The sequence below is a fragment of the Bdellovibrio sp. HCB337 genome (genome assembly GCF_047302465.1).
Taxonomy (GTDB): Bacteria; Bdellovibrionota; Bdellovibrionia; order Bdellovibrionales; family Bdellovibrionaceae; genus JACMRP01.
Map to the genome: position 1 here is coordinate 614,941 of NZ_CP178621.1, position 21,670 is coordinate 636,610.

At 46.4% G+C, this 21,670-nt stretch carries 21 protein-coding genes; 11 read left to right on the forward strand and 10 right to left on the reverse strand.

Annotation, left to right across the window (positions count from 1 at the left end; translation table 11 throughout):
• Positions 1 to 9: 9 nt before the first annotated feature.
• The 4 genes from ACLWBB_RS03005 to ACLWBB_RS03020 all read left to right on the forward strand — a co-directional run bounded on the left by ACLWBB_RS03005 (position 10) and on the right by ACLWBB_RS03020 (position 3,555).
• Positions 10 to 1,107, forward strand: coding sequence for a polysaccharide deacetylase family protein (locus ACLWBB_RS03005; protein WP_413290078.1), 1,098 nt, complete (start codon positions 10 to 12; stop codon positions 1,105 to 1,107).
• Positions 1,108 to 1,117: 10 nt separating this feature from the next.
• Positions 1,118 to 1,498 (forward strand): YkgJ family cysteine cluster protein, encoded by a 381-nt coding sequence (locus tag ACLWBB_RS03010; RefSeq protein WP_413290079.1) that lies wholly within the window; start codon positions 1,118 to 1,120, stop codon positions 1,496 to 1,498.
• A 219-nt stretch (positions 1,499 to 1,717) separates the two neighbouring features.
• The gene (locus ACLWBB_RS03015) at positions 1,718 to 2,794 is read left to right on the forward strand and encodes a hypothetical protein (RefSeq protein WP_413290080.1); all 1,077 of its coding nucleotides are present in this window, start codon (positions 1,718 to 1,720) and stop codon (positions 2,792 to 2,794) included.
• A gap of 32 nt (positions 2,795 to 2,826) precedes the next feature.
• Positions 2,827 to 3,555, forward strand: coding sequence for a hypothetical protein (locus ACLWBB_RS03020; RefSeq protein ID WP_413290081.1), 729 nt, complete (start codon positions 2,827 to 2,829; stop codon positions 3,553 to 3,555).
• Here ACLWBB_RS03020 and rfaE2 read toward each other — a convergent pair whose 3' ends face one another.
• The 6 genes from rfaE2 to ACLWBB_RS03050 form a co-directional block, all read right to left on the reverse strand.
• On the reverse strand, positions 3,556 to 4,023 hold the full coding sequence (rfaE2, locus tag ACLWBB_RS03025) for a D-glycero-beta-D-manno-heptose 1-phosphate adenylyltransferase (RefSeq protein WP_413290082.1): 468 nt from the start codon (positions 4,021 to 4,023) through the stop codon (positions 3,556 to 3,558).
• A 6-nt stretch (positions 4,024 to 4,029) separates the two neighbouring features.
• On the reverse strand, positions 4,030 to 4,809 hold the full coding sequence (locus tag ACLWBB_RS03030) for an RDD family protein (RefSeq protein ID WP_413290083.1): 780 nt from the start codon (positions 4,807 to 4,809) through the stop codon (positions 4,030 to 4,032).
• 29 nt (positions 4,810 to 4,838) lie between these two features.
• Positions 4,839 to 5,600, reverse strand: a complete 762-nt coding sequence (locus tag ACLWBB_RS03035; protein WP_413290084.1) for an RsmE family RNA methyltransferase — start codon at positions 5,598 to 5,600, stop codon at positions 4,839 to 4,841.
• Between the two features lies 1 nt (position 5,601).
• On the reverse strand, positions 5,602 to 6,519 hold the full coding sequence (locus tag ACLWBB_RS03040) for a 50S ribosomal protein L11 methyltransferase (protein WP_413290085.1): 918 nt from the start codon (positions 6,517 to 6,519) through the stop codon (positions 5,602 to 5,604).
• A 71-nt stretch (positions 6,520 to 6,590) separates the two neighbouring features.
• Positions 6,591 to 7,202 (reverse strand): hypothetical protein, encoded by a 612-nt coding sequence (locus ACLWBB_RS03045; RefSeq protein WP_413290086.1) that lies wholly within the window; start codon positions 7,200 to 7,202, stop codon positions 6,591 to 6,593.
• Positions 7,203 to 7,279: 77 nt separating this feature from the next.
• Positions 7,280 to 7,588 carry a hypothetical protein gene (locus tag ACLWBB_RS03050; protein WP_413290087.1) on the reverse strand — a complete coding sequence of 103 codons (309 nt, stop codon included), beginning with the start codon at positions 7,586 to 7,588 and terminating at the stop codon, positions 7,280 to 7,282.
• Positions 7,589 to 7,796: 208 nt separating this feature from the next.
• Between ACLWBB_RS03050 and ACLWBB_RS03055 the strand changes: the two genes are divergently transcribed.
• The 5 genes from ACLWBB_RS03055 to ACLWBB_RS03075 all read left to right on the forward strand — a co-directional run bounded on the left by ACLWBB_RS03055 (position 7,797) and on the right by ACLWBB_RS03075 (position 15,445).
• Positions 7,797 to 9,623 carry a S8 family serine peptidase gene (locus tag ACLWBB_RS03055; protein ID WP_413290088.1) on the forward strand — a complete coding sequence of 609 codons (1,827 nt, stop codon included), beginning with the start codon at positions 7,797 to 7,799 and terminating at the stop codon, positions 9,621 to 9,623.
• A gap of 274 nt (positions 9,624 to 9,897) precedes the next feature.
• Positions 9,898 to 11,778 (forward strand): hypothetical protein, encoded by a 1,881-nt coding sequence (locus ACLWBB_RS03060; protein ID WP_413290089.1) that lies wholly within the window; start codon positions 9,898 to 9,900, stop codon positions 11,776 to 11,778.
• A gap of 2 nt (positions 11,779 to 11,780) precedes the next feature.
• Entirely contained in the window at positions 11,781 to 12,884 is a 1,104-nt protein-coding gene (locus ACLWBB_RS03065) for a cyclic nucleotide-binding domain-containing protein (RefSeq protein ID WP_413290090.1), read from the forward strand.
• 266 nt (positions 12,885 to 13,150) lie between these two features.
• Positions 13,151 to 13,846 (forward strand): hypothetical protein, encoded by a 696-nt coding sequence (locus tag ACLWBB_RS03070; RefSeq protein WP_413290091.1) that lies wholly within the window; start codon positions 13,151 to 13,153, stop codon positions 13,844 to 13,846.
• 9 nt (positions 13,847 to 13,855) lie between these two features.
• Positions 13,856 to 15,445 (forward strand): hypothetical protein, encoded by a 1,590-nt coding sequence (locus ACLWBB_RS03075; RefSeq protein ID WP_413290092.1) that lies wholly within the window; start codon positions 13,856 to 13,858, stop codon positions 15,443 to 15,445.
• A 2-nt stretch (positions 15,446 to 15,447) separates the two neighbouring features.
• On the opposite strand, the gene ACLWBB_RS03080 is transcribed toward ACLWBB_RS03075, so the two are convergent.
• Genes ACLWBB_RS03080 through ACLWBB_RS03090 form a run of 3 tightly spaced genes read right to left on the reverse strand, consistent with a single transcriptional unit; the run spans position 15,448 to position 18,262 of the window.
• Positions 15,448 to 16,323 (reverse strand): DMT family transporter, encoded by an 876-nt coding sequence (locus ACLWBB_RS03080; RefSeq protein ID WP_413290093.1) that lies wholly within the window; start codon positions 16,321 to 16,323, stop codon positions 15,448 to 15,450.
• A complete protein-coding gene (locus ACLWBB_RS03085; RefSeq protein WP_413290094.1) occupies positions 16,323 to 17,279 on the reverse strand; it encodes a pseudouridine synthase in 957 nt (318 codons plus the stop codon). The genes ACLWBB_RS03080 and ACLWBB_RS03085 overlap by 1 nt, the downstream gene beginning before the upstream one ends.
• Positions 17,234 to 18,262 carry a hypothetical protein gene (locus tag ACLWBB_RS03090; protein WP_413290095.1) on the reverse strand — a complete coding sequence of 343 codons (1,029 nt, stop codon included), beginning with the start codon at positions 18,260 to 18,262 and terminating at the stop codon, positions 17,234 to 17,236. The genes ACLWBB_RS03085 and ACLWBB_RS03090 overlap by 46 nt, the downstream gene beginning before the upstream one ends.
• Before the next feature lie 79 nt (positions 18,263 to 18,341).
• Here ACLWBB_RS03090 and ACLWBB_RS03095 point away from each other — a divergent pair, with 79 nt between their 5' ends.
• Entirely contained in the window at positions 18,342 to 18,848 is a 507-nt protein-coding gene (locus tag ACLWBB_RS03095; RefSeq protein ID WP_413290097.1) for a hypothetical protein, read from the forward strand.
• Positions 18,849 to 18,883: 35 nt separating this feature from the next.
• Here the strand turns inward: ACLWBB_RS03095 and ACLWBB_RS03100 are convergent, their stop codons facing one another.
• Positions 18,884 to 20,698, reverse strand: a complete 1,815-nt coding sequence (locus tag ACLWBB_RS03100) for a protein-disulfide reductase DsbD family protein (protein WP_413290098.1) — start codon at positions 20,696 to 20,698, stop codon at positions 18,884 to 18,886.
• An 85-nt stretch (positions 20,699 to 20,783) separates the two neighbouring features.
• Here ACLWBB_RS03100 and motA point away from each other — a divergent pair, with 85 nt between their 5' ends.
• Positions 20,784 to 21,650: a flagellar motor stator protein MotA gene (gene motA, locus ACLWBB_RS03105; protein ID WP_413290099.1), complete on the forward strand. Its 867-nt coding sequence runs from the start codon at positions 20,784 to 20,786 to the stop codon at positions 21,648 to 21,650.
• Positions 21,651 to 21,670: the final 20 nt, after the last annotated feature.

Genomic DNA, 21,670 nt, shown 5'->3' on the forward strand with positions numbered 1-21,670 from the left:
GGAGTTTTTATGAAACATTCATGTTACATAATCTTTGTAGCACTTGGACTGCTCGCTTGTACAAAGGCTACGCCCGTAGATTTCAATGCTTCGATCGACGCCAACAAAAATGCAAAAAGTCTTTTAGAGTGGGATAGCTCTGAAGAAAATCCAAAAAAGTTATTTCAGAAATACCGTGAACAAGCCGCCAGTGATTCAACTATTGGCAAGACTGTTTGCGATGGGCTTGCAAAACTGAACGGGCAGGATTTGTCTTTGTTTGAAGAAGAAATCAATAGCTCAACCAATGCAGGTCTTTTGAAAGATTGTAAAAGCGATTTGAAAAAAACCTTAGAGGATTACTGGAAAGAACAGAAGGAGTCTCTGAAAGATAGCACTTTGAATTTTCGCTTTCAGCCCCGCGCGGAAAAACGCGATCTTTCAAAAGGCTATCGAGCCGCCACAGGAGATGTGCAGCCAAAAGAGTTGGTGTTGAGTTTCGACGACGGCCCCGAGCCGAGCCTTACGCCACGAATTTTAGATATCCTTGAGATGGTTCAAGCCAAGGTCATGTTTTTTCATGTAGGCCCGCATGTACGACAGAATCCTGCGATCGTGAAGCGGGCGGCGCTTGACGGGCATATCATGGGGTCTCACTCGATGACTCATCGATGTCTGGCTAGCAACGCGATTTGTGCCAAAGCCAATAACGGGACCCCGTTGACATTTGCAGAAGCCGAAGCAGAAATTCGCGGTGGGCACCAGGCCTTGCAAGACGTTTTGGGGTTTGTGGATCCGTTTTTTCGTTTTCCTTTTGGGGAATCCGATCCGGCGCTCAGCGCTTTTTTGGCCTCAAGGCAAGTAGGGCAATTTTATTGGAACGTCGATTCTGGTGACTGGAAAGCTCAGGACAATAAAGTCCTTTTGCAAAACGTTTTGGCGCAAATCGACAAAGTTCAACGAGGCATTGTTTTGTTTCACGATACTCAGCGCCGAACTCTGGAAATTCTGCCGCATTTTCTGAGAGCTATTTATGACCGTGGTTACACCCTAGTGGTTTTACAGCCCATGGATGAGCAGGCCCGCTACAACAGTCAACTAGTGACAAAGGCCCCTATTATTCCGTAATATAAGCGGCATGAGCCTGGTTGATATAGATCGCCCCTCTACTTGGAAATTTTATCGCAAAGGAATGTGTGATGGCTGTTGGGGCGGCTGTTGCACAATGCCTGTCGAAGTGCGCTTGAGCGACTTAATCCGTCTTGGAGTAGTCAGTGAAGATGAAGCGCTGGGCTCTATCAAAAAAATCGCAAAAAGGTTGATGAAAGAAGGCATTGTAAGCAGCTACCGTCAGGGGACGGAGCTCTTTATGCTGACTCAGAAATACGGTCGTGATTGCTATTTTCTCGACTCAAAAACCCGTCTTTGCACGGTCTACGAGAAGCGTCCTGACGTCTGTCGCGAGTTTCCCTCTATAGGGCCTCGTCCTGGCTGGTGTCCTGCCACTCGACAGAAATAGCAGGATGCTATTTATGAGCGTTAGCCCGAAGGGCAAGGGCAGAAGCCCGCAGCAAACAGGCTGTCTCAAAATAAGAATGTCTAAGTAGTATGCACACGTGCGCGCAAGTTGTCGTACTGCGCGCACAGTCCCAGGGTGAGACCCCCAGGACGCATATAGGCTGACCCTGCTGGCACATCCTTGGCTTATTGAATAGTTATAACAATAAGCGAGGTTTTTATGAGCAACACAAATCGATATGTATCAGGAATGTTTCTGGCTGCAGCGATTATAGCTTTTGGAAGTTTCTACTTCCTCCGCGGTGCCGTAAAAACCGTTCGCCAGGCCGAATTCGACATGTCTTTCAGCATGCCACGCCCTAAGAGCGCTCTTTATAACTTCTTCTTCGGCCTTGAAGGTCGCGAGATTAATCGTAAAGAAATCAATCCGTTCTCTAACACGGATGTTAAAACAGAAGCTGCGGGTGTTCGTAAGGACGCTCCTAAAATCGATCCTAAGAAGCAAGCTGCGGCTCAGAAAGCAGCGCAAAAACCAATCCTTCCAGCTCCACCAGCGGCAAAGCCTAAAGTGGACGTAACCGTGGTGGGTGAGGCGACGGCGACTCTAGGCGGTGATTCTGTAAGAAGTGGTGAGGCCACTCAGGCACCTGCTCCAACGAACTTTCAAGCTCAAACAACAACAGTTCCAGTGGGCGCGCAAACTCCAGTGGATAAAGACGGTATGAGTGCAGCTCAATGGCGCGCGTTGGTTGTAGGACAACCAACAAGAGCCAACGTGTTGAAATTGGTTTCTGCTTTTAACAACAAGCAAGTTGATTCAGCAGCCTTATACACAATCATGAACGACCTTTTACAAAGTTCAAATCCTGAAACCCAAGGTTTGGGTCTTGTGATCGGTCAAAGCGTACCAAGCTTGAGAAGCTTCTCGATTGTTTCTAATAGCTATGACAGGTTGGATCCAAATGTTAAAAAGAGTGCAGATTCTTACTTGGCAACTTATATGCAGACTTCTCGCTTGAGCATCTTGGCTTTGGCTCTTCAATCAGACGACAGCCAAGTAGTTCTTCATGCCGCTCAGGTGATGGTTGCGGGTCTTGAAAAAGTAAAAAATGGTCAAACGAATCCTAATGACGGTAACCGTTATGATTCTGGTCGCGGAGTTGTGGCATCAGGCACAGGCAAAACCTACACTCAGTTCGTTTCAATCCTTCAAGATTTGACGACAAGTGGTGACAGCACGATTGTTGGCCTTGCGCAAAACGCACTGACTCAAATCCAGTCCCTTTCAAACACCTAGACTAATTCCCCGAATTGGTTTTTGATGAAGACATGCTGAGAATACTCATCGCGGTCTTCATCTTTATTTTTACCTCTTCCGCTTTTGCGGCTTTGGACTTCCCACAGAATCTGAATGCTTCTGAACGCAAAACAGCTTTGAGTATCTTGGGTTTCGGCACGGCTTCGAAGCTGCTTTCAAGCCCTTACCCTTTGGGTGGTTTTCACGGCGTCGAAGTTGGGATGACCAGCGAGTATATTCCTTTAGCAGATCTTGCAGGCTTGGGAACAAAATCCAATTCGAAAACGGATCTGAATTATTTCAATTTGATGCTTGGAAAAGGTCTTTTCTATAACCTGGATCTTTTCGTGCATTTCATTCCGATGCCACAGGATGAGTCTGTGTCAGGTTACGGAGCCCAATTGCGTTGGGGCTTTTACGAAACGAAGTTCATGCCTGCAGCTTTAAGCTTAGTCGTGCATGGTTCGGGTACCAACATCAATAATCTTTTAGGAGCTGAAACCACCGGCGTGGACCTCGTCGGTTCCGTGAACATGAGAGACGTGTCTTTGTTCTTTGGTATCGGGCAAGCGCGCTCGGTCGGAACTTTCGTTGGCGGCGCTGATGGTGTCACCGATACAGGCAACACGGAATCCGCAGACGTCTATTCACCACATACGATGTTTGGTATTAGCATCAAGATGGCAAGCGTCTTCATCGCCTTGGAAGTAGACCGCTACGTGCAATCGACATACGCAGGTAAACTCGGCGTCCGCTTCTAATTATTTCTGAGCTTTTTCGATAAGTTTGGTCGTAGACTTACCGTCCACGAATTGCAGCGACATGACTTTGCCGCCGTTTGCGATGACGAAGTCAGAGCCTACGATTTGCTCGATCTTCCAATCGCCACCCTTAACGAGAATGTCGGGCTTCACAGCTTTAATAAGTTTTTCCGGAGTGTCTTCGGTGAAAATGACTGTGAAATCTACGCAACCCAAGGCCGCAAGAATTTCCGCACGGTCGGCTTCGATTTGCACGGGGCGAGTAGGGCCCTTCAAACGTTTCACGCTGGCATCGCTATTCACGCCGATAACAAGAATATCACCAAGCTTGCGGGCCTCTTGCAAATAGCGAACATGGCCGACATGAAGCAGATCAAAGCAGCCATTCGTGAAAACGATTTTTTTGTTTTGGGATTTGTAAGCAGCCAGATCCGTAGCGATTTTATCGAACTGAGAGACCTGGCCCATAGAAAACTAAACCTTTTTTACAAGACGAGCGCCAGTGATTTCACCAGCAAGGTCTCTGTTCAAAAGAGCAGACAAGATCGGAAGCACGATAAAGCCGGTTGCAATCACAACCAATGAACGCGCCAACACGCGAACAGAGTACATTGCCGTGTTGATCTCTTCCGGTTGACCGATACGTTGTTCAAACGCCCACTCGCCAGGAGTTGAGCCCAAGAACATGCGGTTTACCAAAAGATAGATCAAGCTGACGGATGCTAAAAGAGCGAACGTCGAAAGATAGATCATGCCGCTTTCATCTGGATTTGAAAGGTTCGCGATCAAATCAGCTTTGGTCACCATCAAAACGATGATCATGCAAAGAAGGCTGGCAGCGATAACAAGCATAGAATCCAAAAGCGCAGAAGACACATTCCAAACATCGGCTTTGTACTCTTCTACTTTTGGAGCTGCTACTGGTTTAGTGGCCGCTTTGGCCGCAGACTTGTTTTCAAAATCCAAACGACGGTTTTTTTGCAAAGTCTTAAGGATTTCATCCACCGCTGAAGAAGACGGAGAAGCCTCAGGCTCGATCGCTGGAGTTTGAGATTTGCGTGGAAGTGGTGGACGAAGTGGATCTACGGCTTCGTCTTCAAGAAGAGAAAGACCGGTTTGATTTAAGCTGAGTCCTGGTTTGGTCACTTCAAAAGAAGAATCAAGATCAGTTGTTTTAGGATTTGATGCTTTCTTTTTGTGAAAACCCAGACCTTCCGTGAGGGGCTTAAACTCAAACTCTTCAAATGGATCCATTCCATCTCCCTTTCCTGACACGTGAGGAATCAACACATCAGATCAAAGTCATACTTTAGGACGGAGACTAGGGCCATGCAAGCCGTTTCCACTCTCAAAACTTGGGATCCAAGTGTCACTGGATGAAGGGCCAGTTGTCGCATTTTTTCGACTTCAGCAAAGGAGAAGCCTCCTTCGCTACCGACGAAGATCCAGACCTCTTTGGGCTTTTCCCCTATCTCGGCCTTCTTTTGGCGGAGATAGTCTTTAACGCCCAGAGTTGACTGGCCCTCATAAGCAAAAAGACCCAATGCCGACGACTTCTGGTTAAATTTGCCTAAAAACTCATCAAGGGGCACGGCGGGGCTGATTTGCATAAGATCCCCGCGGCCACTTTGTTGGGTGGCCGAACGAACGATTTTATCCCAACGCTCGACCTTGTTTGCAGAAAGCGCATTGTGCGTGCGTACAAAACTAAATTCTGTAAAAAGAGGTTGAATGCTCTTCACACCAAGCTCGACGGCCTTTTCGACAACAGCATCCATAACCGGAAAACGCGAAACAGCTAAAGCCAAGTGAATATGTGGTTCCGGCAGAGCAGGAATTTGGCGCTCTTCCAAAATGCGGGCTTCAGCGTTTTTCTTACCAACAGTGATAACTTCCACCAAAAACGCTTTACTGTCTTCGTTGAGGACTTCAAATTTGGATCCGACTTCTTGGCGGCAAACATCGAAAATATGATGAAAGGTATCGCCCGTGAAATTCACGCGATCGCCGAAGTGATCCTTCTTTTCAATCCAGTAACGGCGCATATTAGTCCTCTGCCTCGACTGTGACTTCTGGTTTTTGCACCCAGTAGCCAACCCATTCTTCTTTTTCAAGACGGCGCAGAACTTTCAAGTTTGAAGCTTCGATGAATTTTTCGAAGAACAAATTGTCTCTTTCAGTCAGGATTCCCGTTAGGAACAAGAAGCCACCTGGTTTCAGAACACGCAGAAGATCTTTGCGGATATTAATAAGCACGCCGTCGATGATGTTTGCAATCACGACGTCGTATTCGCCTTTGACCTCTTCAAGAAGAGCGTCCGAGATATCAATTTCTGGCATCTTGTTCAGCTTTACGTTTTCTTTAGCAACACGGCGAGCTTCAGGGTCGATCTCGATGCCTGTGACTAAGCCAAAACCACTTTTTGCCGCAAGCATCGCAAGAATTGCCGTCCCAGTACCGACATCCAACAGAGTCCAGTTCGGAACTTCTTTTTTGTGCTTCTCAGCCAATTTGTGAACAAAGTAAGAAGCCATTTTTGTCGTTGCATGAGTGCCGGTTCCGAACGCCATTCCCGGATCGATAAAGATCGGATGTTCGCACTCAGCAGGCGTTTCAAGCCACGAAGGCACGATCCAAAAAGGACCAACGAGTTGAAAAGGTTTAAAACCTTTTTTCCACTCTTCGAGCCAATCTTTGTTTTCTTCTTCAAAGATTTTCCACTGAATATTTTTATCAAAAGATGAAAGTCCCGAGAAAAAGTTATCTTGAGGCTTTTCTAAAAAGAACACGTCCAACTCATGGGTTTTTACTGGTATCAAATCCGGATCGTATGTGAGATCTGGCTGAGTATAGGCAAGGGCTTCAGTAACACCGCTAGCTCCATGCTCGAAAGAATGGGTTGTGATCTCGTCTTCAAGAAGAGTAGGGACTTGGCTCAGGCGAACGCGAAAATATGAGTTCATAGGGTCGTAGTTGTGCCCTAAAAACCGCCGGGGGTCCAGCGGCGAGTGCTTTGTAAACTAAGATCTTAATTTTATTGAGCTTTGGCAGCGCCTGCGTCTGCAGTTTTTTCAAGCTTTTTAGGTTCAGCCGGGGCTACCGATGCTGGCGCGGGTCCTTGAGGAGCCACTGCTACGACAACTGGTGCAGGGGCCGTTGTAGTTGCCGGTGCTGTTACCACGGCAACGACAGCTGTTTCTTTTGGAGCAATCACTTCAGCCGTTTTCTTTTTGTAAATAGGTTTGCTGTTGTCCATGAAAGCGCCTTTGATCTCGATCTTATCACCGTTCATCAGACCGGTTTGCTCGAGCATCGGCAACTCATCACGCGAAAGAAGTTTGTATTCGCGAGCAACAGAGACTTTGCCATAAGTTGCAATGATTCGAAGTTGACCCACAGGAACTTGGATTTCTCCGTAACTTTGAGAACCACTAGAATCACGCACTTGGATTTTACGAACAGCCGTGACTACGAGGTTTTTCTTAAGACCATCGGATTCGCCACCGTTGATGTAGAAGTCTTTGTAGACAACATCATCATCAGACAACGTGATGTGTCTGCGCACATCCACGATACTGAGATCCTGGGCCATCGTCGCGTTGCTTGCTAACAAAGACGCTAAAAAGAAAAATCCCCAAGGTTTCATAGTCTACACTCCCTGGGGAATTCTTCGGTTGTTTTATTTTGAAACTTTATAAGGCTTTCAGCCAGGTCTATTCGCTTCTATTGAGAAACAATCGCACCTTGAACAGTGCCATAGACTTTGTATCCGCCAGAAGTCGTGTGAACTGCGCTGTTGTTAGCACCGTTCGTAGCGCCGACGATACCAACAGACGCGGAAACTTTGTAAGTGCCGGTGTTAGTAACTTTCATCTGACCAGAACCCGAAGTAATACCGTGGGCCTGCCCAGGAGCTTTGAATATTTTGATATCAGGGACAAGGCTTTGAATAGATGCTTCCATAGAACAGGCAGTCAGCATCAAAGCCAAGATCGCAAATACAAGCATAGATTGTAGTTTTGCAGATTTCATCGGTGAAACCTCCGTATGTTTATCTTATCGGCCAAAATTCAGACAATCTTAATAATTCATTAAGCCTGTTTCAAAAAGAGACCGGGCCATAACTTTCATGTCTTGAAAAACCTGAACAGCTATCAAAAAAGTATACGCTCAAATCGAACTGACGTGGGGACGGGTGTGGTTCCTATTTTGCTTTGTTCCCAAATGTGGGGGAACACATATGAACACAGGCATCACTTTAGCCTTAGGCATCTTTGTTTGGACATTACTATTAGTAGGTTGCGGTAAAGGCCAGTCTTCTCATTCTGAGAAAGTTCAAATCGACCTCCAACAGCTTGCTCAAGACAACGCCGGGTTTGCAGAAGCTAATTCTGAAGCTCTCAGCTCGAACAGCGTCTCTGAAGAAAAAATCGTTCTTCCAAGCGGTACAAAGCTCATGGCTGTTGTAAGCAACGAATGCCGTGACAGCAAAAAACAAAGCGGCCAGTCCTCTTCTCAAGACTTATCTGAAAAAGTCGCAGACAGCCGCCAAGAAAACATCCGTCTTAAAAAACATGCTTACTCTGTAACTTTAAATCAAGACATGGCTTTAGAAGATTTAAAACTTCAAGCTGAAGGCGATGATTGCATTGTCGAAGTTTCTAATGAATTGATGTTTCAAACGACCGTAGCAACGAATGACCCTAGCTTTGCTCAGCAAAGACATTTAGCTTCGATCGAAGCTCCTGTGGGCTTTGATACTTTTTTGGCTGACGGTTCTTTAACTCAAGATGCGGTTGTAGCAATTATCGATACCGGTGTTGATTTGAATCACACAGACTTGAAAGCCAATCTTTGGAATGACGGCACGGGTAGTGCCGGTTATGACTTCGTTAATGATGACAATCTACCAACAGACGATGCTGGTCACGGAACACACGTTGCGGGTCTTGCAGCGGCGGTTTCAAATAACGCTGTTGGTGTCTCTGGCGTTGCTCCAAAGAGTACTAAAATCATGGCACTCAAGGTATTGAACTCTCAAGGTAGCGGTAGCAACACCGACATCATCAATGCTATTCGCTATGCAATCGAGAAAAAGGCTGACGTCATCAACATGAGTCTTGGTGGTAATGGTCGTTCAACGGCAATGCAAAATGCTTTGCGAGATGCCGTTGCAGCTGGTGTTACTGTTATCGTTTCTGCCGGAAATGATAGCGCTGCTTTATCAACTACAAACTTCGTTTCGCCTGCAGGATACGGCAAAGACTTCCAAGGTGTGATTGCGATTGCTTCGATCGATTCGGTATCAAAACGTTTAAGCTCTTTTTCAAATTACAGCACAACTTATGTAGAATTAGCGGCACCAGGTTCTAACGGTATTTTGTCGACGACGATGGGAAGTCGTTACGGCGAAATGCAAGGGACTTCGATGTCTTCACCTGTAGTTGCGGGTGCAGCTGCGATTGTTGCAAGCTGGTTGAAGAGCCATAATTTCAAGCCAACTCCTGCAATGGTTGAACAAATTCTAAAGCTTGGTTCTGAAGTTAACGCCAACCTAACGAATTCAGTCATGGATGGTAAAAGTTTGAACTTGAGAAGTTTGGCTTCTTATTTGAAGGCAAACTACGCTACAGGACAAACGCCACCGCCAGTAGCGACTCCAGCTCCGACTCCAGTAATGACTCCGACACCAACACCAACTCCGCGTGTAACGCCGACACCAACGCCAACGCCGGTGATGACTCCGACACCTACGCCTACTCCGCGTGTAACACCTACACCAACGCCAACACCGGTGATGACTCCGACACCAACACCAACTCCGCGTATGACGCCGACTCCTACGCCGACGCCAGTAATGACGCCGACACCAACTCCTACTCCGCGTGTAACACCAACACCGGTAATGACTCCTGCTCCAACACCAAGTCCGACACCAGTGATTATGCCTTCGCCAACACCACGAGCGACGCCGGTGATTTCACCAACACCTGCGCCCACACCAAGAATGACTCCACCGGAGCGTCCTCGTAGAAATCCATGGTGGCGCTTCATTTGGCGCTTCTAATTGAACAGTTCTAGTAGCAAGGACGCAGGGGCTAAATATGATGCTTTAGCCCCATCAACAAAGTCCCACGGAGGGGCCAATTTTCAAAAAAGCGGGGGTTCGTCCCTCGAGATATGTCTGAAATCTCGGAAGCCCTCCCTTTAGACCCCAGACCTAGGTTAGTTTCTAACTTCTTGAGGCCAGTCCAGTATAGTTTTTCCGTCGCACGCCGATACGACTCATAGTGAGTTGATCGAAACGAATTTCGATCGAGTTGTATTACGGAGGAATTGTTTTGTCGAAGCGACAGAAAAATAGAAAAACCATTCTGCTTTTAGCCATCGCGATGTTCTGGGTGGCTTACGTTGGCGTTGTGTCAGCAGAATACTATTTTAATATTACGTCGCGCGTAGACCGAGTCATTCAAGATCGTAAGAAAGACGTGGATTTCGTTTTAGAATTCTCTGCCAACATGATTATCAAAGACAATATAGATTCTCTGGCAGAACGTCTGAAGCATGCTCGCGAATTCAGAATGGTCGATTTCTATCTTCTGCAAAGAAAAGACAAAGTCGTTACCTTCTATAACAAACAAAACAATCCTGATGAGTTCTCTCATGCATATTCTGATCTAAATCAGTTTGTTGAGGGTTCCGATGTCACTTTTAAAACGATTCAAATCTATGACTACCATCTAACGGTAGGAGTGAATACTGCCAAGAAGTCACTGATGCGGGTTGCTTTGGGCGAGCAAAAGTACTTGATGTTGCACAACTTGGCTATAGTAACGATATTTGCAGCCGTTTTGTTCTTCTCTATATATAGAGATGCCGTTAGCTTCACGAAACTTCGAGGTTTGCAGAAGACAGAGCCAGAAGCACCTTTAAAATCGGTCGCTGCGGGATCACATGCTCCGAAAGTGCTTAAGGAAAGTCACAGCAATTTACCTGCGGCGATTTTATTTGAAATCAAAAACAATACCTTCGCACCGGCAACTTTCGAAAGTACGGTCGTTCGTGTTGATTTAAGTCATGATACCCAAACATCTTTGGGTAAGAGCGAGCATCTAACGGCAATTCTGAATAGATACTTTGTGGCAGCTCACGAATTGATTGGTCGTTACGGTGGACTTCATTACCAAACTATCGGTAGTGAATTGGTATTCCACTTTAAAGGCGTTCGCAAAGCTGTTGAGCCTATGGGCGTTGCTTGTGTTCGTTCGTTCTTTGAACTTGCAGAAGAAATTGAAAAAACGTTACCAACAGGGGCTGGCTCAGCGTTTAGACTCAAAGCCAGTGTTGCAAGCGGTACGGTTCACTTTACTAAAGTAGAAGGTGGATTCAATCTGAGCGGTCTGCCATTTGTAAGCTCGGCCCAAGCCCTTGCCCAAGTTCAAACTCAAAAACAAAATACTTTGGTACTTTCAGAAAGCTGCAAAGAATATGTTTCTCGTATCTGCAGTCTGGAATCGTTTAGTGACGAATACGCAATGGTCAGTGAGTTTGCACCTCAAGATCTTTTGTTTGAGAAGAACAAAGTCGAATATTGTACGTACTATCGTAGTGACCTGAACTTGATGTCTTTGCTGAAGTACATGGAAAAACTTGTGGATGAGCAGCAGGACGACCTTTACTTCCGTATTTTCGGTGATTTGAAACACGTCAAGGCCCACATCATTTGTTCGGACCTTGAAAAATCATTCACGCATTTCTTGGAAATGGTCTATCGCAAGTCTCATGATAAGCCTGTAGATCCAAAGGTTCTTTCAGCGGCAGTTTCTTTGACACAAAACCTGATTCCACCAGGAAAAGGTTCTGAAAAACTGACAGAAATTTTGAAGCTCTATTTGCAATTTGCGGATGCGCGCGTACAAGCCAATGCGGTTTCAGTATTGGGTGAAATCCCATCTAACATCCGCTTCTTGAAAAAGTTTATCCACTCGGACCACAATCGCGTGTCTGCCGATGCGTTGGTAGTTACAGGGAAACAAGTGGTCGACAAAGAGCTAGTTACAAGAGTGCAAAGCCTTTTGCGCTCTTCAGACAAAGTCCACCAAGCCAGCGGCCGTTACGTGGCGCTAAAACTTGTGGAGCACTATAAGCAAAGCGATATGTTGTACTACAACACCAATCCACATTTGAAAAAACTTGAAGAACTTCTTGGGAAGGCCGCCTAACGATGAAAATCGAAAAAGAAGTTGTTCATTTTGAGCCCCCATTTGCTGGTCTGCCGGATCTGACAGACCTGCAAAAGCTCTATTTGCAGATTCTGCAAGGGGGCAAGTCTATTGAGGCCGTTGTACATCACTTCTTACATCAAGGCTGGTTGGTTAATTTCGTAGAGTTTGCAGACCTTATGCAAAAGCTAGTAGCTGCTAAAGCAGTTCGTAACCCAAGTTTCTATGCTTACTTTGATAAGATGAAGCCGGTTTCAGAAAAGTCGCTTTGGAATAAGATTATCAATCTTGAACTTCCAGAGAGCACGATGGGATCTATGCGCACTTATAAAGAACTTCCGTTCTTTAGATCGCTGGAGCCTCAATTAGCGGATTTCCTTTTGTCAAAAGCGACGATTCACCATGTGCCGCCAAAATCTTTGATTTGTCGTCAGGGTGAATTGACTCGAGACCTGTTTGTAATTTTAAAAGGAACAGCAGGAGTATATCGTCCACATCAAAGCGGGGGTAAATACCTCGTTGCCACTCTCGGAGACCACGCTGTTTTCGGAGAAGGCGCATTCTTGTTGGGTCAACCGCGCAGTGCAGATGTGATCTCGATGTCAGATTGCCGTATCTTGCGTATTCCTTGCTTGCCGGAAATTTTTGACCGCTATTTGAAAAAAGAAAAAGCACAAGGTTTGCAATACCGTTTTTGGGTGCAGCATGCATTGTTGAATTCACCGCTTTTCAAAGAGGTGCCTTCAGACTGCTTCGATGCTCTTAGCCACTCTGGAAAATTTGTCCGTTGCGGAGACGGCCAAGTCCTCTTCCACGAAGGAGATAAGGGACAGAGCGCCTATGTCGTCATTCAGGGCTCGCTTGTTGTGAACAAAAACAATCAAAATATCAATGTTCTTGGTCAAGGGGCTTTCTTGGGCGAAATTGCTTTGCTTGCGAATCAAGGCATTCGTTCTGCTTCGGTATTAGCCCAGCGTGAAACCTTGATGATTGAAATCAATCAAAACGAATTTTATAAATTGCTCGCTCAGAATATTTTCTTAGCGAAGTACCTGCAAGAACTTGCGATTGATAGACTCACTCGCGATCAGCAAAGAGCCGCTTAGTTTCCTTTTTTAAAACCTAGCCGTGGTTTTTTGAACTCGCATGAGTGATCGAGTTGTTAAATTCCATTCAAGACCAGTTCAAAAGTGTTCGCTCTAGTGAAATGAACCTCAGGAAACATTCGGAATTATGACAAATAGTTTTTCACTTCAGTGGAAATGAACGAAGTATTCTGCAATAAAGCTGATTCGCGAACTTTGAGTGCTCCAAAAACATTTTCTTTGTTTGGATCTCTGTAAAAAAATCTTAACTACCCGATATGTTCCCTATGCAAAACAGGGCGGGACATCAAGAAAACCTCAAACGAGTCTGGATACTAATAATAGTACTCGTTGCTATTGTCCTTTCGGGTTGCGGAGCGGGAACGGGTAAAAACAAGAACTCAAAAGACCCATTGGCAGAATATATTCCAGAGTGGACCAGCATCACTTATATAAGTAACGGCAATATGGTGACTTTGCAGCCACCGTTTATCGCGACACAAAACCTGTATGGAGATTTGAATACAGGCTCGTGCACGGGCAACACTATTGAAGTTAATTTTAATGGCATCTATAACGCTGCAACTATTACGTCTTTGTCTTTGACGGGACTGACAGCAACGAACAACTCGAACGCAGGCACATTCAACTTTGTAGCGTGTATGGCTTTAGGCTCGGCTTCAGTCACTATTACCGCCTATGACAGCGATGGGAATGCTCTTCGTATTCCACTGATTGTGTCCTTAGCTGCGGTGAACTTTGTTAATACAATTACTTTGGGAGAGGGACATCCTCGGTATCCAAACACCGGACTTGCAATGATGAGCGCGGCACCGCGCTTGGAAAATTTAACGTCTGGTTCAACAAAGATGGCCAATGTCTATATGGGTTCTGTGGCAGGAAAATCCACGGCATCCACTGGAAACACTGGCTATACGATGGAAACTGGTCTTACTAACTATGTAAAACAGCTCAGCCCTTAGGAGGTTGAAGTGCGTGGTACGTCGACGACACTGTTATTACTTGTTTTAGGTTTGAGTACTCAAGCCTCGGCTCAGTTTTTCAATAACCGGGCCGTCATCCAAGGTTATCTTAAACAGGGCACGACAGCCTTGAACGATGCGACCGGTTACCCGATGCGCTTTTTAGTGAAGCGCAATTCGACCGTGATGTGGTGTCAAACAGCGGCGGCAAGCGTGCCGGTGAAAGATGGTATTTTCAACGTTATCCTTTCCGGAAACTCGAACTGCCAATCGTTGACGAATGGCTTTGATGGTAGCGTGTTTGCACATGCTGCGAACTCGGACCTTTTTGTTTTCGACGTGATCGTGGATATCAATAAAGACGGTTTCGGTGGAGCGGACGACGCAAGCTTTGCGGGTATCGACATCGTGTCTTCACCATTAGCGATTTATTCTAACTATGCAAACTCTGCTTTAACGGCAGCTTCTGCAACTTCCGCAACCAGCGCTACGAGCGCAACAACAGCAACGACCGCAGGAAATGTTTCCGGCATAGTAGCACTTGCGAACGGTGGTACAGGAGCCTCTTCTGCAGCGGCTGCTCGTACTAATTTAGGCTTAGGAAATTTAGCAACAATCAGCAGCTCTGGAAATGCGACTCACTATCTTAAAGGTGACGGTACTTGGGCAGTGATGCCGGCTGCTGCTGTGACAAGTGTCGCAGGTAGAACCGGAGCGGTAACTTTGACAACCGCCGATGTCGGAGGACTTGGGACTGCAGCGACACTCGCAGCTTCAGCGGTTCTACAATCAAGCAACAATCTTTCCGATGTCGCAGACGCGGCTGCGGCTCGTGGAAACTTAGCAGCTGCAGCTAGTGGCGCGAATACGGATATCACATCCGTAAATTTAACAGACGTGGGAACAGCACTTGCTGTAACGAACAACGCTACTATTGGCGGGACTCTTGGAGTTACAGGTGCTATCAGTGGCAACGTGACAGGAAATCTTACCGGTAACGTCACAGGTAATGTGACTGGAAACGTAACCGGAAATGTCACGGGGATTGCTCGTCAAGCGACGGCGCACGTAGCGCCAACCACAGCGGGCACAACAACGGCGTATACTGCAACGAACACAGTTGCGATCGCAGCAGGTCCAGTGAGTGGCACTGTTGTGATTGTTAAAATTAATGCGACGAATACGGGTGCTGCCACTTTGAATGTGGACGCCACAGGTGCGAAAAGTATTTTCAGCGCAAGAACCGGTGTTGCGGTAGCTGCAGGTGACTTGGTCGCTAACAAATTTATCTCATTGGTTTATGATGGTACCAACTGGGTGGCTGATATCCCACCGCTTCCGTTTTCTGCGTCCTCATTGACCTGTACAAGTCCCATTACCGCGGGAACCTCTGTCGTTTGCTCTGATATCACGGCGGCAAATGTGAATGCGGGAGATATTGTTCATTGTTCTCCGAGTGCGGATCCCTCATCGACAGCAGGTCGTGTGTCATGGAGTGCGATGGCGACAGCAGGTAACATTTCAATTCGTATGGGCTGCAACCATACTTCAAATTGCACGCTTACTAGCCGTAATTGGAAGTGCGTGGTCTTCAAATAAATCTATTTGCCTGGCTTTAGAATACTCAGTGCCAGGCAAGTAATCACAATCGTAGCACCAATGATTTGCAGAGTGCTCATGCTCTCGTGCAAAAAGATGCCGGCTGCAATAGCTGCAGTGACGGGTTCAAGCATCGTAATCAATGCCGCTTGCGAGCTTTTCAGCTTTTGCAATCCTGCCAGAATCAAGGTCATTGGTAAAATCGTCGAAATACTGGCGATGGCTAAGACCACTTGCCATTGATAGGTACTTAAAACATTCCACATCTGAAGATTGGGTTGATGAAAGACCGCCAGTGCTATTGCGGCAAAGGTAATAACGTACAAACTAGATGAAATCGGTTTTACGCTGCGCTGATAACGAGCAGAAAACAGAATATAAGCGGCATAAGTCAGAGCCGACCCTAAACCCGCTATAAGGGCCGTCATATTGCTGATATGGAATTGCCCCCACAGCAAGCAAGAGACTCCTATAAAGGCTCCTAAGAGCAATAGCCATTGAGTCTGATTCATTCGCTCTTTCAAAAAGAAATGCCCTAAAAGACTGACCCAAAATGGATAGGTATAAAGAAGTAAAGCCGCAAGGCCCACGCTCATGCCTTTGATGGCCGTGAAGTAGAGGGTCGCGAAAACCGCATAGCCCAAAATCCCGAGACACGCAGAGATCACCAACTGTGCGCGGGGAATGATAATTTTATCGCGGCTAAAAATAAAAAGCCCTGCCCACAAGAGCAAGGCTGCGATGATAAATCTGTAGGTGAGAAGTTCGCCAACTCCGAGACCACTGGCAAAGGCCCATTTTCCAAAGATTCCTAGAAAGCCAAATCCAAGGCTTCCCAGGGTGATTTCAATAATGCCAGCGAGTTGTTTGCGATTCACTATCCCTTATTAAAGGATTTTTTTGTCTTGCCGCCAAATGATTTTTTACCAGGAGCTGGTTTGCCAACAAACTTTTTCCCAGGTTTTTTAGCGAAAGGCTTTTTGGTGCCGCCAGCAGCAGCTTTTTTACCGCCAGCTTTTTCAGCAGCTGCGTTTCTTTGTGCGACTGCACGGCCTTTATAAGTTTTCTTTACTTTGATTTCATCTGGAGCATCCGCCAAGAAGACGCGCTCAACAGCTGCTTCGTTCAAGAACACCAAATCACCGCGCTCAACGTTACCGATGCGCAGGCGACCGATGGCCACACGTTGAAGCTTCATGACGTCAAAGCCGATTTTTTCAAACATTTGACGGATCTGACGATTCTTACCTTCGGTGATGACGATCTTGTACCAGTCGTATTGATCAGAACCTTCAGGGCGTTTGATCTTCTCGATGTGTTTTGCCGCCACTTTACCGCCGATGATGGAAACTCCGCGAAGAAGCTTTTGCAAGTCTTCCTTCGTTGGTTGTCCGTCGACTTTTACCATGTAGGTTTTTGTGATTTCAGATTTTGGGTGAGTCACGCGATTTGCGAAATCACCGTCGTTAGTCAAAAGCAACAAACCTTCAGAGTCCCAGTCCAGACGTCCCACAGGGAATACGCGGCCAGGAACTTTCTCGAGGTATTCAGCGATTGTTGGACGATCGAGAGGATCTTCCATCGTCGTCAAAACACCTTTTGGCTTGTTAAGCATGACATAGATTTTTTCGAGAGGTTTTTTAAGAGACTTGCCGTTAACCATGATGTGGTCGTGAGCTGGATCTACTTTGATACCCAATTCGTATACGCGCTTGCCGTTGACGGTCACTTGACCTTCTTCGATCATGCGGTCGGCGTGGCGACGGCTTGCAAGCCCGCTGTCTGCGATTAATTTGTTAAGTCGTAGTTTGTTCTCGGAGTTATTTTCAGACATTCTTCATCCGCCTCATTCAGAGATTTGCCCATCTTCAGAGATGGGTTCAATTTGCGAGTAGATTCGCTAGTATGACGCAGATCTCTTACCAGAAGAGTGAGCAGTTTGTCACCGGTGAAAACGTTTTCCAAGGCGGTCTCGGCCTGGTTGATAATCATCGTACTCCAGTTGAGGGCCTCAGGGTCCCCTTGTTGGATCAGAGCCAGGGTTCTTTCAAGCTGGCTGATCAGATCCTGGTAGTAAGGATCTGTGCGACGGTCGATGAAGAATTGTTCCAGGCGCTTAATAGGGTAGAGCAAACGAGTTTGCTCTTTCAGAGATTCCCCTTTGAATTCGAGGAGTTTCTGATACACGTAGCCGCGCAAAAGGGCGCCATGGACTTTATCATTCTTCACGCGGAATTCGGCCACGATGTAAGGAGCCACTTCGATCTTTTGTTTATGATCTGGGCTGAGCTCCAAGCCGGCTGTGTAATACAAAGCCAAGTCCTTACGGAGAGGCTCTAAGTGGCCATCACGAATCGTGAATTTTTTATCAAAAATACGTACTGTCAGCGAGCGGTCTTCGTGAAGTACCAGGGCGACCATGCGTTTGTTTTGGTCATTGATGATGCGGATCTTATCGGCCTCAGAGTATTGGCGCTTCAGAAAAATCATCAAAACGTCTTCAAGGTCCGTCGGGCGCTCAATTTCCAAAAGCTGCATGGTTTGCGGAAAACGGATTTTGCTGAGGTCAAAATTCTGCTGATAGAAGGTGTTGAAGTTTTCTAACAGATACTGGACCTCGTTGCTGAGCTGATTTTTGTTCGCAGCCCAGTGCGGGTAGTCCATGCAATAAATGAAGAACAATTCGATGAGTTCTGGAGTCAAAGCATCGTCAGGATGAGGAAAACCACGCAAGAAGTTGTAAAAGGACAGCTTCGCAGGAGTATTCTGCGGATTAAGACCAGCTACAAATCTGATGAGTTGCCCAACTTTTAGCATGAGACCTTTTTATGAAGAATTGATTTTAGTGTCCAGAAGAAATAGCATGGGAGTCGTAGCAAATTCTGTAGGAGGAGTCATGCAAAAGGAATTGAATCCCGAAATTTTCGGAGAAAAAAAGAGTGCGACGCCCGCTCGTAGAGAAGGCCTTGTACCGCCTGCTCCCAGCACGGATCCAGCATACCTGAACACGGACCGCCAGATCTTTGAACTCAAAAGCCAAATGCTGAATGTAAATGAGCAGTTAAGTAAGCTCACCCAGGCGTTGAATGAGGCCAATAAGACTGGAAATGCCCGCATGGAGCGCTTCCAACAGGGACTCAGTCGCCTTGAAACCAGCCACAACGGTCTTGCACTCGAAGCAGGTCAGAAGATTCAGCAAATAAATAACAAACTTGCTGAGCGAAAAGCTCTCGATATGAAGATCCAAGAGATGGTCGATCGACACAACAATGTGATCAAAAGCTTTGAAGTCCGTTTGAACCATCTGCAAAAGCTGCTTGCTGAAAAAGAAGCTCAAGTAGCAGCGGCCTATACGGCATTGAACGAAGCGAAGATGGAAATCGCCCGTTTGAAGCGCTTCTAACATATTGCGTTAAGGAAAATCATCAAGGCCTAGGGTTACTCCTGGGCCTTTTTCATTCTGCTCAAGAAAGACGGCGACTCTTCAAAACGGGTCAGAGTCAGCGATTCGATCCAAGTTCCGGCTGGATTGTAGAAAATCACAGTAGGCAGCCCTTGGATTTTATATTTCTGTTTCAAACGACGAAGTTCCGGAGAGTCTTTTGTGGCGTCGAACTTCAGTAAAATAAACTTTTCAGATTCAGTACGTACCAGTGGGTTGGTGAAAGTGAATTGTTCCAACTCATGGCAAGCGGCACACCATTCGGCCCAGAAGTCGATGATGACGGGACGTTTTTCTGCAGCGGCTTTTTGCAAAAGCTCTTCGCTGAAAGGTTGCCATCCCAGTTTTTGATCTTTGGTGACGCCTCCTTCAGAAATATGTCTTTGAGAAACGAGTGGTCGTAAATCAAAGACACCAAAAGAGATGTAACCCAAACCGACCAAAAGCAAAGTAACCATCAGGCCTTTAAGAAGTGCCCCGCTTGCATTCTTAACGGGTTTAAAGGCGCCATAGATACTTGCGATCACTACCAAGCCTAATCCCAGAGCCGCATCGAAGGCGCGGGTAGGAATTAATAAATCTAAGTAGTAGTAAAAAGCGCTCAACATCAAAGAGCCCAGAACAAATTTGACTCCGTTCATCCACATGCCAGAGCGAGGAAGCATGCGAATCAATTGATTACTGAGTCCCAACGCTAAGAAAATCAAACCCAAACCCAGTGCATATGTGAACAGCAAGAAGAAGCCGAGCACTTTGTTTTGGTGAGTGGCCACATAAGCAAGAATGGTCACCAAGACAGGGCCTACACACGGACTTGCAACGATACCTGCAAAGAGTCCCGTCAGGTAAGTTTTTAAGTGCTGATTGCGGATTTCAACTTTGCCGCCGAATTGTTGTCGCATCCATGCAGGAACTTGGATGTCATAAAGTCCGTACATGGAAAGCGCCATTGCTAAAAACACAAAACAGATAATCGACAACACATAAGGATTGCCAAGACTTGCTCCGAACAGAGTTCCAGTTGTTGCCGCAACTAATCCCAAAATAGAGTAAGTGGTAGCGATACCGAGAACATAAATACAGCTGACTAAAAAGTTTTGCGCCCGCGAACGTTTATTCGAATCGTTGCCCAAAACAGCTAGTGTGATTGGAATCATCGGGAAAATACACGGTGTGAAGCTGGTTAGAATTCCTGCAAAGAACGCCAACACAAAAATGATAAAGCCACCGCGATTAAGCATCTCGGCAAAATAATCAGCCGAGAAAATATTTTTAGAAATCGGTTGTGAAACTTTGTCCTCTGCCGGTTGCAGAACCGGTTCAACGGGGGCGCCGATAAGTTTGATCGGAGTTTCCAATTTTTTGGTAACAGGGAAAAGACAGAATGTGTCTGAACATGCTTGGTAGGTGAGTTCTAAAACAAGCTTGCTGTGACTCTTTGTAAAGCTGAGTGGAGCTTCGATATGCGCGCTCATTGTTCCGCGCTCTTCAACACCACGACGGTTCTTTTTACTGAACTTGTCATAGAACTCATGCACTGGCTTCAGCTTAAAGGCTGACATCTTGAAGCCATCTGGGTCTAGCAAAGTCAGACGGAACATGTCTTCGTAGGCGTGATAGCCCTTCGGAAGCTTGAGTTTAATCTCAATATCGCCGCTTTGGCCTGGATTCCACTCGTACAAGGTCAAGGAAACCTCGGTCAGAAGTGGATCTGGGTTGTCTTCTGGGCTTTGTGCCTGGACGAAGGTCGCCGGCCAAAAGCTCAGGAGAAGCGTCACGCTGAAAAATACACTGAAAAACTGTTTAGTCATAATTCTCTCGACTATGGACAAGTTTATCTCATTGTCTCTAAATAGCATAGCGTTCTCTTCCGATAGAGACCTTAAGAGGTAAATCATGGGATTTGTCGGAATATTGATAGTTTTTGCGACAGTGTTTGGTGGATACATGGCCGGTGGTGGCCAAATGGGTGTTATCATTCACGCTGCTGTTCTCGAGATGGTGATCATCGGCGGTGCCGCATTCGGCGCTTACGTTATCGCCAATCCATTGAAGATCGTAAAAATGGGTATCAAGCTTGCCATCAAAGCTATGACCAACAAAGGCCCTCAGAAAAAAGATTACGTCGAACTTTGCCAAATGATGTTCCAAATTTTCCAAGTACTCAGAAAAGAAGGTCCTCAAGGGATCGAGAAACACATCGAGAATCCAGAACAAAGCGATATCTTCAAGGCGTATCCAAGCTTCATGCACAATCATCATGCGGTTCACTTTTTGTGTGACACGATGAAAATCACTTTGTCTGCGGAACTTTCTCAGTATGACGTAGACGACTTGTTGTCAGCGGATATCAAAGGTATTCATGCCGAAGAACATCTAGCGCAGCATGCGGTTGCCGCAGTTGCGGGGGGATTCCCGGGACTAGGTATCGTTGCGGCCGTTTTGGGTATCGTTAAAACGATGGGTAAATTATCAGAAGGTACCGAAGTTATCGGTGCCAGCGTTGCCCACGCCCTCGTGGGAACGATGTTAGGGGTATTCTGCGCTTACGGTTTCATCGAACCGACGGCGACTAAGATGGCCGCGGATATCGAATCTGAAGGTCGTTACTTAGAAGTAATCAAAGCTGCAATGGTTGCATGTCAAAGAGGAGCTCCACCAATCGTGTGTGTAGAGTTCGCTCGTCGTTCTATCATGCCAGAAGAAAGACCAAGCTTTGACGAAATCGATAAGGCTACAAAAGAAATTAAGAAAGCTGCGTAATCGCCTACGGCGTAACTGGA

Bases quoted from the DNA above. Each gene is read 5' to 3' on its own strand.
- ACLWBB_RS03005 (WP_413290078.1), top strand. From the start codon at position 10: ATGAAACATTCATGTTACATAATCTTTGTAGCACTTGGACTGCTCGCT.
- ACLWBB_RS03010 (WP_413290079.1), top strand. From the start codon at position 1,118: ATGAGCCTGGTTGATATAGATCGCCCCTCTACTTGGAAATTTTATCGC.
- ACLWBB_RS03015 (WP_413290080.1), top strand. From the start codon at position 1,718: ATGAGCAACACAAATCGATATGTATCAGGAATGTTTCTGGCTGCAGCG.
- ACLWBB_RS03020 (WP_413290081.1), top strand. From the start codon at position 2,827: ATGCTGAGAATACTCATCGCGGTCTTCATCTTTATTTTTACCTCTTCC.
- rfaE2 (WP_413290082.1), bottom strand. From the start codon at position 4,023: ATGGGCCAGGTCTCTCAGTTCGATAAAATCGCTACGGATCTGGCTGCT.
- ACLWBB_RS03030 (WP_413290083.1), bottom strand. From the start codon at position 4,809: ATGGATCCATTTGAAGAGTTTGAGTTTAAGCCCCTCACGGAAGGTCTG.
- ACLWBB_RS03035 (WP_413290084.1), bottom strand. From the start codon at position 5,600: ATGCGCCGTTACTGGATTGAAAAGAAGGATCACTTCGGCGATCGCGTG.
- ACLWBB_RS03040 (WP_413290085.1), bottom strand. From the start codon at position 6,519: ATGAACTCATATTTTCGCGTTCGCCTGAGCCAAGTCCCTACTCTTCTT.
- ACLWBB_RS03045 (WP_413290086.1), bottom strand. From the start codon at position 7,202: ATGAAACCTTGGGGATTTTTCTTTTTAGCGTCTTTGTTAGCAAGCAAC.
- ACLWBB_RS03050 (WP_413290087.1), bottom strand. From the start codon at position 7,588: ATGAAATCTGCAAAACTACAATCTATGCTTGTATTTGCGATCTTGGCT.
- ACLWBB_RS03055 (WP_413290088.1), top strand. From the start codon at position 7,797: ATGAACACAGGCATCACTTTAGCCTTAGGCATCTTTGTTTGGACATTA.
- ACLWBB_RS03065 (WP_413290090.1), top strand. From the start codon at position 11,781: ATGAAAATCGAAAAAGAAGTTGTTCATTTTGAGCCCCCATTTGCTGGT.
- ACLWBB_RS03070 (WP_413290091.1), top strand. From the start codon at position 13,151: ATGCAAAACAGGGCGGGACATCAAGAAAACCTCAAACGAGTCTGGATA.
- ACLWBB_RS03085 (WP_413290094.1), bottom strand. From the start codon at position 17,279: ATGTCTGAAAATAACTCCGAGAACAAACTACGACTTAACAAATTAATC.
- ACLWBB_RS03090 (WP_413290095.1), bottom strand. From the start codon at position 18,262: ATGCTAAAAGTTGGGCAACTCATCAGATTTGTAGCTGGTCTTAATCCG.
- ACLWBB_RS03095 (WP_413290097.1), top strand. From the start codon at position 18,342: ATGCAAAAGGAATTGAATCCCGAAATTTTCGGAGAAAAAAAGAGTGCG.
- ACLWBB_RS03100 (WP_413290098.1), bottom strand. From the start codon at position 20,698: ATGACTAAACAGTTTTTCAGTGTATTTTTCAGCGTGACGCTTCTCCTG.
- motA (WP_413290099.1), top strand. From the start codon at position 20,784: ATGGGATTTGTCGGAATATTGATAGTTTTTGCGACAGTGTTTGGTGGA.